The organism is Austwickia sp. TVS 96-490-7B, from assembly GCF_019331795.1.
Taxonomy (GTDB): domain Bacteria; phylum Actinomycetota; class Actinomycetes; order Actinomycetales; family Dermatophilaceae; genus Austwickia.
This window is the reverse complement of the sequence record NZ_JAHPZL010000004.1, coordinates 42114-53769: the sequence shown is the minus strand read 5'-3', so window position 1 is coordinate 53769 and position 11656 is coordinate 42114. Positions and strand designations below refer to the sequence as shown.

The window sequence follows — 11656 nt, the reverse complement described above, 5'->3', positions numbered from 1 at the left end:
TCGCCACTGGCTATCGAGGCAGACTCACAGAACTCCCCGATATCATTGCCGTCATTACCCGACTCGAGCTCTATCGACTTGGCTGGTAGCCAAGAATGACCTGGAAATGCCTCGTGAATAACGCCCTAACTATATTAAAAGCCTGGAACTGTTCGTCGGGAAGCCAGCTGTATGATTCAGGTCTGTAATATAGGTTAGGCTCAGGTTTTCCGTTGATGGTGATGGTCGGTGATGGTTCCGACTTGGGAATCACTGGAAAGGGGAAGCTGAATGCCAATAGTGCCACAGCGAGTGCCGCCGTAGTGATCACATATTTGTTCGGGAATTTTAGGTGGCGCATCAATGACTTGTCGCCTTCCATGAACGGTGATGATTAACGATTGAGGTGCCGGTGCGCTTCTGGATCAAATTTGGTTGGTTTGTGGGGGAACTCAGTGGTTCCTACCGGAGGAGATAATTCTTCACGGTGGGGTGCCAATAAGTCTTCCCGACCAAGATCACCACTACGACCGGTGACTATTCTTTCGACGGACCTTAATGCTTCACCTTTGTTCTTATTAATTTGAAAATCTTCGCCGTGCATGCCTTTGTCATAATCGTAGTACAAAGAGTGATTGCTCCAGCCATGGATACGATCCAACCCCTCCTTCAAAGTAGTGTTTTCGGCTTTAATTCTAGTTGCACCGAAGTCTTTGGTAGCGGGGTCACTACCCAAAGTTTGATTCATGTTAGTGACGGGGTCATTACTCGCTGAACCAATAAAGACATGGTCAGAGCTCATGTGAAGATCTTTGACGTTGTTAACACCACTGCCGGCACCTGGACTACCGAGGAGGACCGCATTATCTACATGTTTTGCTAGGCCTTCTTGGTGCAATGCTAAACCCGTTGTGGTGCTCCCATAGGAATGTCCGATGACAGTGAATCGCGCGTCGGGAGCAGAATTGACTCGAAGCGCTGCCACATCTTGACTAAGGAGTTTCGCTCCAGCTTCCGCTCTATGTTGAGAGGCCACCGTCCCCAGGCCAGGGGTTTGGTAACCCTGCCACGCGATAACCGCAGTACTTTCTGAAGGCGCTACATATGTTGCACCAGCCTGGAGAGCGTCTGCATCAGCACAAATTTCATTCATTTTAGTCACAGATGAGTTGAGTCCTGGTATGCACACAGCTACATTCTTGGCTGTGTCTGGATTACCATATGCAATAGCACAACGGCCCTTGGATCCGTAGGCCTCGAGGTCGTATGCCAATAGATATCTCGGAGCCTTAGATTTTAAATCTTTCCCGGGGTTATTTAGCGATTCTTCCACTTTTAAGCAGGATAAGAATTCATTGTAGATGGTATCACGATTCGTGCCCTCTGGAAAATTGAGATCGTCCCATTTTTTAGCGTTTTTGTCCCGGGATGTCCCTTCTTTGAACCGCTCCAGGTCCCCTGGGCCCTTGAATGTATATTCGACAGGAAGGCCTGCCCGTGTGAAAAGTTGTCGATAATGCTCGCGCCTTGTTTCATGGTATTTACGGTTGGCTGCGTCTCGATCAACGGTTGGTATTCCATTGAGATTGCCAATTTTGCGGGGATCTTCAGCGATAAGGCGTGCTTTCAACTCTTCACTGAGATTGTTCCAAAAATCGCGTACTTCACGTGGATCTGAAGGAATTTCGCTCCGCTTCGAGGCTGCAAGAGCTTCCTGTAAAGCTGAACTCCGGACAGCTCTGTTACCTTCGGCTCTGGCATCTGAAAGAGTAGTTTTTCCTTTATCATCGATACCTTTGAAAACTTCATTGAAGATGTAATCAAGACCAGAATCAATCTCGTGGGCTCGCTTAATGATACGGTCGACATCATTTTGGAGGGTGCGAGCTCGATCTTGTCTGTCTTTCTTCCAGTCATTGGCACTTTGTGCAGAAGGAAATGTGCGCGAGGCGGATGTGTCAGAAACCTGGCCATGATCTGAAACGCTGAATTGGTGAGAGTCGCAAAATGACAGAACGTTCTTTATGGAATCTTCTAAGCCCCCCAACTCGTCGCTAGCCCGATATATTCCTTTCTGCATGGCACTCAAAGTGGCTACAATATCTTTAAGTTGGTCGTCAATTTTACCGCTTTCTTCTCGTGCCTTATTGGCTGCTGCTCCCGCCCATTTTCCATCAGCTTTAATTGCCGTAAGGTCATCCTGGCAACGCAGAAGTCGATCTATGTCAGATTTAATTCCATTTCCAAATTCTTCGAGCAGGGATTTTTTCCAGGTCTTGACGTCTTTCCACGAAAGATTGCTGCCAGTCGGTGTGGCTTTACTTTGCATCAGCTTTTTACCGCCTAAGTTGATTGAACTGTCCTTGTGTCAGAGACTCGATATTCTCATATTCACGTACCGAATCTTCGATTTTTTTAGCAAAGTCTTTGGTGGAATTTGACCACGTAGTTAACCTCTTGTCGAGGTGCTCACCTAAAGTTAAAGCAGTACTAGCACTAGCTGCTCCTATGAGGCCTGACTGTATTTTTGATAATGATGAAGAAACTTTGACCTGCCTGACTTTCTCCGCGGCGCTATCCGCAGCTTTAGCGGAGTGTCGCATACCCTCGGTATCCGTAAAAAAAGAATTCACATTGAGCTCCTTTATCATGAAAAATAATTTTTGTAGGAGTGACAAATGCTAACTTTTATTTCGCCGGGAAGTTTCACAATATGTTTTTCCAGGCCGAACATTTGGCAACCTACAGGTATTATTCCTCGGCCGGAAGTTTTATTTGAATAATGCGGCCAATATGCCGTGTATAGCGAAACTGAAAAAAATGGATACCACTTAGTATCTATTTCAATCTTGCTAGATTTCATTAAAGAGAATGTCCCGATCAGGAAGAAGGATCCCTTCCTGAATCTCAGTGAATTCTTTTCTCCCATTTGTTGCCAGCCGAGAGCGCTGGCAGCTCGAGTAAGATTTTCACTTATTCCATGGACATCGAGGGAGTCTTTCCCATAAAACGCGGTGCGCAAATATGGTTGCTCAATTTCCTGGTAATTATATTGAGTCAATTCCGCTTCATGAATAGTAAATCGCGCCTGACTTAAAATCGCATCAAGGTCATTTATCATTCGTTTATGAATTATCGGATATGCTTTATATGGATTGATGGGAACATCTGTCAGGGGTTCCGGTGGCCTGTTAGGGTCTAATGATTCGGTGTGAAGTGTCTTCCCAGGGTCGATTCCTGCGCCGTGGGGCACCCCAGCGCTGCATCTGGTGATCATTGCGACCAAAGAAAGTATGCAAATTCCGGTAGCCAGTCTTGTAGATCTGATGGCTTTCTCCAGGGGTTGCAGGGTCATCAGGTGGGAGGGATGTGAAGTCTCATCACGTGAGAAGCTATCTCAATTTCTCAGGTGTGGACGATCCTAGGCCGCACAGTGGCAAGACAGTGTAGGGTAGCCCTCACTAGGGGTTCTGTGACAGATGTGGTAGTTGCGGCACCAGTTACTCAGTGACAGGGGAGGCTTCGTGGGATCTTATGACGGACTCGATGCGAGAAAGCTGCAGGCGATCGCCCGTAGCGTCGACCCAGGACCCATGGCGTCTGTGATGAAGCAGTTCCAGGAGTCCGCAAAACGTCTGGATGAGCTGAGCAACCAGTTCCATGACCAGATGGCGCGATTCGCTGCAGAAGGCTGGAGCGGTAAAGCTGCTGATCAGGCGATGATCAGCAACACCAAGGCGCGTGAGGTGGGCACGAAGACCGCAGACACCAGCAAGTCCTTTGGTGGCACTGTCGGTGACTTCGGTACTTCGATGAGTAGCGCGCGCGACAAGATCAGCGCGATGCCGGTCTCTGATCCCAGCATCGTCGATGCCATGAAAACTAGTTCCGCGTTTGGTGGTATCAGTCCTATAGCTTTACTGGGTGGGACTGCTGCAAATTATTGGGCCCAGAGGCAACAAGCTGAGAATGAGCGAAAGGCCATTCTCGCCGAGGTGCAGAAGATGGGCAACGATGCATCATCTTATGGTTCAAAAATAGCTATTTTTTTAGAAGATATTGAATCAGGTCCAGCCAATGAGCCGCCCGCTTCTTTGGAGGCCATTGCGCATCCTGCATCGCCATCAGGTCCTGCGGAAATTTTAGGCGATGGCACGATGTTTTTCCGCAGCGAGGGTGGCGCACCTGTCGCTAGCTTGGGGGGGGCAGGAAGTCATCACGCCACTGGAGTTGGAAACGTTTCAACTAGAGCGGGGTCGAGCGCATCCACTGCAGGTTCGGGAGGTGTTGGTGCGACGAGTCCTTGGGGTACGCAGGGAGCTGGTGCTATTCCTGATAATGGTGGGAGTTTTGGGTCGGCGGGCTGGGCTCCATCAAGCAATGCTGATGGTGTATCTGGCAGCGGTTCTGTTGCAGGAAGTTCTGGGGAGGTTTCGGGGGGTGTCACTCGACATGGCAATGCCGGTGCTATTGCTGCGGTGGGCGGTGCTGCTGCGATAGGTGCTGGTGGCGTGGCAGCGGGCTGGAGCTCTGCAGGTGGTGCTGCGTCAGGAGCTGGAGGATGGGCTGCTAATCAAGGGATCGGTGCCCGTGGGGTTCCTGGAAGCATCGGCAGCGCACCTGTCGGTGAAGGAATGACGCGAGGTGGTCTTGGTCGTGGCGCCTTTGGGGGAGAGCCAAGTCCTGGAAACACCGGGACTAATGCTCGTGGTGCTGGTTTTGGCCGTCCCGGTGGCGGGGGTGCGATGTCTGAAGGCGCAAGGTTCCAGTCTGTGACCGAGTCTGGGGGGCGCGCCACTGGTGGCAGCAACGCGCCGATGGGTGGACGCGGTGCGAATAGGGATGAAGAACAAGAGCTGAAGCACCGGCCAGAATACTTGCTGCCGACAGACGAGCTGTGGGGCGCTCCTCAGTGGGCTGCACCTGCAGTGCTCGGTGACGAACTTCTCGACGACAACGACTGACAAAGGATATTGGCATGAGTGGGCAAAACGCAGGCGGGTTTTCAATCGACCTTGATCAATATCGGTTGACTTATGGAAAACTCTATGATCTTCATTTGGAACTTCAAAAAGAAATTCAGAAAATTGATTCTTTTATTTCCTCAATCCCAAAAAATGCTGGGGGAGAGCTAACGGAAGCTCAGGATTCCTGGAATCATGTCCAAATTTCGACCCGCGGTGTCAAGCAAAAACTCCAAAATGTGGATAACCAAGTGAAGCTACACCTCTTAGGAATGGCGGACTCCTATAAAAGTTATCGCAATGAAGACGATCAGGCCGCCATTGAATTCATGCAAACCTCCACTTTATCCTAATGGCATTTCTTTCTTGGTATGCAACATGAAAGACAAGACTACCCTTGGTTTAAGACCGTGCACAATCTAGTCGCTGATTAAATGCGATGAGTGTTTATAATCCTGTGATTAGGGGATAGATAATGCAGCGTAGAAAAAAGATCGGCGCTACTATTATAATATACTGCATATGTGTATCTTCCTGGAGTTCTGCGTTTGCCTTATCGCCTAAGGAGGGGCAGTGGTGGGCCGAGGGCATGGGGATCACTCGTTCTTTATCAATTTCCAAGGGGGAAGGGGTGCGGGTTTGTCTCGTCGATACCGGGGTTGATGCAAAGCATCCGGATCTAGCTGGTGTAAATTTTGTGGATGGGACTGACCTGACGAGTCAGGGAGCGCCGAATGGACTTAAGCCACTAAATGACCATGGGACCGGAATGGCCGTAAATATTGCTGGATCTAACGCCAATGGATTGCTAGGCGCCGCGCCAAAAAGTAGCATCATTAGCGTCAGCATTCCTGGTCATTTTGAAGAAAAGCTACACGATGAGTCTTTTTATGATGCAGCGGTCGAATACTGCGTAGATCATGGCGCTAGAGTGATTAATATCTCAAAATCTGGTGGGTATATTCGAAAATATAAGGCAATCCAGCATGCCCAAGAAAAAGATGTTGTTGTGGTGGGGGGGGCAGGTAATGACGGTGTAAGGAACGGTATTAGCTGGAGGGCTAATTTCGGCATGCTTGCAGTTGCTGGCGTAGATCAAGATTTTCAACTCGATCCGCAGTCCAATTTCTCAGAAGCTGAGACGAACCCAGCAGGAAAAGTGCAGTACATGGGTGTTGCCGTATGCGGACCTTATGCGACGTCTGCTAAACCAAGGATCGGTGTGCCTATGGCTATTCCTGGTGGTGGATATAAACAGACTTCAGGGACGTCGATTGCGACGTCTGTGGTGTCGGGGGTGGTGGCGGCTGTTCGGGCGAAGTATCCGCAGATGGATGCGGCGAATGTGGTGAATAGGGTGTTGAAGACGGCGAAGAAGTCGGGAGAGGGTGTGGTGCCGACTCCGCAGTGTGGGTGGGGTGTGGTGGATGCGTATGCGGCGTTGACTGCGGATGTGCCGCCGGTGGCGGCGAATCCGTTAGGGCAGCTTGGTGGCGACTGTGTGGATGATGCTCGGGGTGTGAAGGGGGTGCGGTCGATGGGGGAGTGGGATCCGGAGTTTAAGCCGACGTGTTCAGCGACAGGTCTGAATGCGGAACCAGCGGGGATACTCAACGACAAGCGAGTCTGGATCGGCGGCGGACTCGGCACGGCAGCTGTCATCGGAGTGGTCCTCGCCGTGATCTTTGGTCGTCGACGTAGGCACGGATAACAAATGTTCTCTCACCGCCGATATGTGCCTGCTGCTGCCATGGCTTGCTGTCTTGGTGCGGCGGCAAGTGGACCTGCATCGGCTACATCGCCTAAAGAGGGGCAGTGGTGGGCCGAGGGCATGGGGATCACTCGATCTTTATCAATTTCTAAGGGGGAAGGGGTGCGGGTTTGTGTTGTCGATACCGGGGTTGATGCAAAGCATCCAGATCTAGCTGGAGTAAAGTTTGTTGATGGTACTGACCTGTCCGGAAAGGGGGCGCCGGATGGGCTTAAGCCTCTTGATGGTCATGGAACTGCCATGACAGTTAATATTGTTGGAAACGGCCAAAGCGGCTTGCTGGGAGCTGCACCAAATAGTGACATTATCAGTGTGACTGTTCCGAGTAGGAGCGAGCATAAATCAACCTCTCAGCCAATAGAAGGAACCGCCATCAAGCACTGCGTGGATAAAGGTGCAAAAGTTATTAGTGTATCAAGATCAGGTGGGGCTACGCATAAAATAGATGCCGTCGAATATGCTCAAAAGAAAGACGTGGTTGTAGTTGGTTCTTCGGGGAATGATGGGGTTGAGGGTGATATATCCTGGGGCGCCAATTTTGGCACTATTTCCGTCTCTGGTGTAGATGAAAATAATCAGTTGGATCCCCGGGCCAATTTTGGCGCTCCAGTGACAAGGGCCAACGGAGATAAAATAACGATGGGTGTTGCCCTGTGTGGGCCTTATGCGAAGTCTGCTAAGCCGGAAGTGGGTGTGCCTCAGGCTGTTCCTGGTGGGGGGTATACAAATTCTGATGGGACGTCGATTGCGACGTCTGTGGTTGCAGGGGTGGTGGCGGCTGTTCGGGCGAAGTATCCGCAGATGGATGCGGCGAATGTGGTGAATAGGGTGTTGAAGACGGCGAAGAAGTCGGGAGAGGGCGCGGTGCCGACTCCGCAGTGCGGGTGGGGTGTGGTCGATGCGTATGCGGCGTTGACTGCGGATGTGCCACCGGTAGCGGCGAATCCGTTAGGGCAGCTTGGTGATGACTGTGTGGATGGTACTCGGGATGTGAAAGGAGTGCGGTCGATGGGGGAGTGGGATCCGGAGTTTAAGCCGACGTGTTCAGCGACAGGGCTGAATGCGGAACCAGCGGGGATACTCAACGACAAGCGAGTCTGGATCGGCGGCGGACTCGGCACGGCAGCTGTCATCGGAGTGGTCCTCGCCGTGATCTTCGGCCGACGACGCCAGCACTAACGCCACCAGTCTGACCCAGACAAACTACACGCCTACTCCGCCCCAGAAATCATTGACAAATCATACGGCGTGCGCTGATACACGTAATAATTCAACCAATTCGCATACAGCAAAAAAGCATGACTCCGCCACCTCATCCGCGGAAGCCCCGCAGGGTCATCGCCTGGAAAATAATGCGCCGGGACAGACACCGGCAACCCCCGCAACACGTCACGCTCATACTCCGTACGTAACGTATCCCGGTCATACTCAGGATGGCCCGTCACAAAAATCTGACGCTGATCCTCGCTCGTCACCAAATACACCCCCGCCTCCAGCGACACCGCCACCACATCCAGCCCCGGAACAGCATCAACATGCTCCCGAGCCACCGACGTATGCCGAGAATGCGGCGCCGCGAACCCCTCATCAAAGCCCCGCACAATCGGAGAATGAGGCAACAACACCTCATGCTCAAACACCCCAAACATCTTCGATCCCAACTCATACTTCGGGATCCCATAATGATGAAACAAGCCTGCCTGAGCGCCCCAACACGTGTGCAACGTCGAAAAAACGTGCTCACGCGACCAATCCATGATCTCCACCAACTCAGACCAATAATCGACCTGATCAAACTCCATCAACTCCACCGGTGCCCCCGTGATGATCAACCCATCAAAATTCTCACCCGCCACCTCATCAAAAGTTGAATAAAAAGTGCGGAGATGCTCCTCAGACGTGTGGCGAGACTCGTGCGACCCCATCCGCAACAACGTGAACTCCACCTGCAACGGCGAATTGCTCAACAGGCGCAGCACCTGCGTCTCCGTGTCCTCCTTCGTCGGCATCAAATTCACCATCGCCACCTGCAACGGCCTGATGTCCTGACGATCAGCGCGATCCTCCGGCATCGTAAACACGTTCTCCGCTTCCAAGCGGACCCGAGCAGGCAGACCCTGAGGAATGTTTACCGGCACATCCGTCACCACCCAACGTGCGATTCCACGGACAGCTCACCGCTGCACGACCGACAATCACGAGACTAAAACGCCACCCGCCGTGCAGTACATGGCGTCTCACCCCGCCCCATGCCTGCCGCACCCTATCGACAACCCGCCACCTAGCGGCGCTCCAACAACGTCAACACCTCGGCGTGATCAGTGTGCGGAAACATGTCAAACAGTCGAGCTCGGGTCACCCGCCACCCCGGCATCGCCGCCACATCACGCGCCAACGACCCCGGATGGCAACTCGAATACACCACCGCCCGCACCTGCGCTGCCTCCAACACCCCCGCCAACCTCGGCCCGAGCCCCCGCCGCGGCGGATTCACCACCACCACATCCGGTGCCATCCCGCCACCACCCTCGGCCACCCCAGCACATATCGACTCCGCACACGCCGTCGCGTCACCCACCACGAACCTCGCAGGAACACCCAACTGCTCTGCACCCCACCGTGCCCCAGCGATTGCAGCCTCGCTGACCTCCACCCCCTGGACAGCGATCCCCGGCACCTCATGGGCCGCCCTCAACGCAAAGCCACCCACACCGCAATACAAATCCAGCACAGAACGCGCCCCCACCTCTGCGATCCAACGAGCAGCCTGCGCATACAACGCTTCCGCCACCACCGTGTTGGTCTGCACAAACGCCCCCGGATGCACCGCCAACACCACCGGACCGACCCGCAACGGCAGCACCTGCTGCTCAGTGAGCACCACCTCCCGCTCGCCCTCCTGGACCGCTTTATGCTCCGGCAGCACATTCACACTGACCACCACCGCAGCCACTCCGACGCCCCGCAACTGCTCAATCAGCCACGGCAACCCCACGCGGATCTTGCGGATCTGCCCCTCCGACCGCAACACCCATCGGATCAGGACAGCGCCCCCGACGTCCTCAATCACCTGCACATGTTTGACCTCACCAGACCGCGACGGTACGTCGTACGGACGCAACCCCACCCGGGACACAAACTGGGCCAACACTGGCAGCGCCGCCCGAGCCGCCGGACCGAGTAACGCGCAAGAGCGCAAATCCACGCCGTACCCCTGCGAGTCGAGGATTCCGAAGGTCGGCTCCTGCGGTGTTCCCGCCACCACCATCTTCGCTTTGCTGCGGAAACCCGACGGGACCGACCCGACAGGTTCCTCCCAGGCCGCACTCACCTGGCTGTCCACCACAGCTCGCACCGCCTGCTGCTTAGCGGCTAATTGACTCGGGTACGGCGTCCGCAGATGCGGGCAGGACCGGCAGGTCCCGGCCTCGGCGTAGTCACAATGCACGACGGTGATTCTCCCGGACGAGTCAGGGGGCGGAGGGAGACCGCGAGGACGCGGGACAGACCTAGTGGGCGTGCGCCGGACTGACATGGATCGTGGCCGACCCCAGCCGTCGTACCAACGTGGTCATGTGTGCCTCCACGCGATGGGCCACCTCATGCGCCTCCTTGAGAGATAGATCCTCTGCGACAACCACATCGGCCTCCGCATGCAAGCTGTGACCAATCCACCGCAACCGCAAGGACAGCACCTCCAAGACCCCGTCCACGGTGTCAGCGGCTGCCCGGGCGGCGTCGACGACGTCCCGGTCCACGGCATCCATCAACCGGGCGCCGACCTGCGTGACCGCCGTACGCAACACCCCCAGGATGACGACGGTGATCAGCAATCCCACCAGGGGATCAGCCCACTGCCAGCCCCACGCCGCCCCACCAGCACCGACAATGACTGCCAATGACGTGAATCCGTCAGTGCGGGCATGCATCCCGTCTGCGACGAGCGCTGCCGAGCCGATACGACGACCTACCCGAATGCGGTATCGGGCGACCAACTCGTTGCCGAGGAACCCAATGGCGCCAGCAGCAGCGACGGCCCACAGATGAGTGACTGGACGGGGATGGAGGAAACGACTGATCGCCTCATAGCCCGTGAGCAGCGCGGACAGGGCGATCATCGCGACAACGAATAAACCCGCCAGATCCTCGGCGCGGCCGTACCCATAGGTGAATCGGTCGTTCGCAGGGCGACGCGACCAGGCAAAAGCAATCAACAGCGGTACGGCGGTCAACGCGTCTGCGACATTGTGCAAGGTGTCGCCCAGGAGAGCGACTGATCCAGACAGGGCCGCGACCCCGGCCTGCAAGGTCGCCGTCAGAGCGAGTGCGATGAGAGACCAGGTCAAGACGTGTCGTCCGGCGTGGTGAGTTTCGAGGGCGTCGTCGAGGTGGTCGGCGTGGTCGTGGGAGTGGCCGCCGGTCAGAGCGGACAGGATGTGCTGGAGGTGGTGTCTCAGGTGGCGGAGGCGGTGTCTCATGGCTGGTCCGTGAGGTGGTGGGCGGGGACGGCGTCGAGGAGGTGTTCGACGTGGCCGATGGTGTCGACGATGAGTTGGCGGACGTGGTCGTTGTTGACGCGGTAGAGGACGAGATTGCCTTGGCGGCGGCTGGTGACGATGCGGGCCATGCGCATTTTGGCGAGGTGCTGGGAGACGCCGGGGATGGGGCGTTCGACGCGGGCTGCGAGGTCGGAGACGGAGGATTCGTCGTCGAGGAGCAGGCCGGCGATCTGGAGGCGGGTCGGGTCGGCCAGGACGCGGAGCACTTCGACGGCGAGGGTGACGACGTCCTCACTCCATATCGGTGGTTGCGTAGTTGCATGCATACGCAAACTCTAAAACGATTCGCGGGGCGATGCGCCTTGCTGCGGGGAGTGGTGGGTTGGCTCGGTGGAAGGTCGTCGTGATGTGAGCTCCACCCCTTGCTGAGCAGTGGGCAATAA

General features: G+C 54.9%; 11 protein-coding genes. 4 read left to right on the top strand and 7 right to left on the bottom strand.

Going from position 1 to position 11656, the window contains the following annotated elements; translation table 11 throughout:
• Positions 1-373: 373 nt before the first annotated feature.
• From KEM60_RS06160 to KEM60_RS06150, 3 genes are read right to left on the bottom strand one after another with little or no spacing between them, the layout of a single operon-like run.
• Positions 374-2308, bottom strand: a complete 1935-nt coding sequence (locus tag KEM60_RS06160) for an alpha/beta hydrolase (protein WP_219106656.1) — start codon at positions 2306-2308, stop codon at positions 374-376.
• A gap of 7 nt (positions 2309-2315) precedes the next feature.
• On the bottom strand, positions 2316-2612 hold the full coding sequence (locus KEM60_RS06155) for a hypothetical protein (protein ID WP_219106655.1): 297 nt from the start codon (positions 2610-2612) through the stop codon (positions 2316-2318).
• A 14-nt stretch (positions 2613-2626) separates the two neighbouring features.
• Positions 2627-3334 (bottom strand): hypothetical protein, encoded by a 708-nt coding sequence (locus tag KEM60_RS06150; RefSeq protein WP_219106654.1) that lies wholly within the window; start codon positions 3332-3334, stop codon positions 2627-2629.
• 238 nt (positions 3335-3572) lie between these two features.
• Here KEM60_RS06150 and KEM60_RS06145 point away from each other — a divergent pair, with 238 nt between their 5' ends.
• From KEM60_RS06145 to KEM60_RS06130, 4 genes are all read left to right on the top strand, one after another.
• Positions 3573-4943 carry a hypothetical protein gene (locus KEM60_RS06145; RefSeq protein ID WP_219106653.1) on the top strand — a complete coding sequence of 457 codons (1371 nt, stop codon included), beginning with the start codon at positions 3573-3575 and terminating at the stop codon, positions 4941-4943.
• A 14-nt stretch (positions 4944-4957) separates the two neighbouring features.
• Positions 4958-5296, top strand: coding sequence for a hypothetical protein (locus KEM60_RS06140; RefSeq protein ID WP_219106652.1), 339 nt, complete (start codon positions 4958-4960; stop codon positions 5294-5296).
• A 122-nt stretch (positions 5297-5418) separates the two neighbouring features.
• On the top strand, positions 5419-6654 hold the full coding sequence (locus KEM60_RS06135; RefSeq protein ID WP_370626309.1) for a S8 family serine peptidase: 1236 nt from the start codon (positions 5419-5421) through the stop codon (positions 6652-6654).
• Positions 6655-6657: 3 nt separating this feature from the next.
• Entirely contained in the window at positions 6658-7893 is a 1236-nt protein-coding gene (locus KEM60_RS06130; RefSeq protein ID WP_370626308.1) for a S8 family serine peptidase, read from the top strand.
• A gap of 32 nt (positions 7894-7925) precedes the next feature.
• Here the strand turns inward: KEM60_RS06130 and metA are convergent, their stop codons facing one another.
• The 4 genes from metA to KEM60_RS06110 all read right to left on the bottom strand — a co-directional run bounded on the left by metA (position 7926) and on the right by KEM60_RS06110 (position 11539).
• The gene (gene metA, locus KEM60_RS06125; protein ID WP_219106911.1) at positions 7926-8852 is read right to left on the bottom strand and encodes a homoserine O-succinyltransferase; all 927 of its coding nucleotides are present in this window, start codon (positions 8850-8852) and stop codon (positions 7926-7928) included.
• Positions 8853-8995: 143 nt separating this feature from the next.
• A complete protein-coding gene (locus tag KEM60_RS06120) occupies positions 8996-10162 on the bottom strand; it encodes a methyltransferase domain-containing protein (protein WP_219106649.1) in 1167 nt (388 codons plus the stop codon).
• A 61-nt stretch (positions 10163-10223) separates the two neighbouring features.
• The gene (locus tag KEM60_RS06115) at positions 10224-11192 is read right to left on the bottom strand and encodes a cation diffusion facilitator family transporter (RefSeq protein WP_219106648.1); all 969 of its coding nucleotides are present in this window, start codon (positions 11190-11192) and stop codon (positions 10224-10226) included.
• Positions 11189-11539 carry a metalloregulator ArsR/SmtB family transcription factor gene (locus KEM60_RS06110; RefSeq protein ID WP_219106647.1) on the bottom strand — a complete coding sequence of 117 codons (351 nt, stop codon included), beginning with the start codon at positions 11537-11539 and terminating at the stop codon, positions 11189-11191. The genes KEM60_RS06115 and KEM60_RS06110 overlap by 4 nt, the downstream gene beginning before the upstream one ends.
• Positions 11540-11656 lie beyond the last annotated feature (117 nt).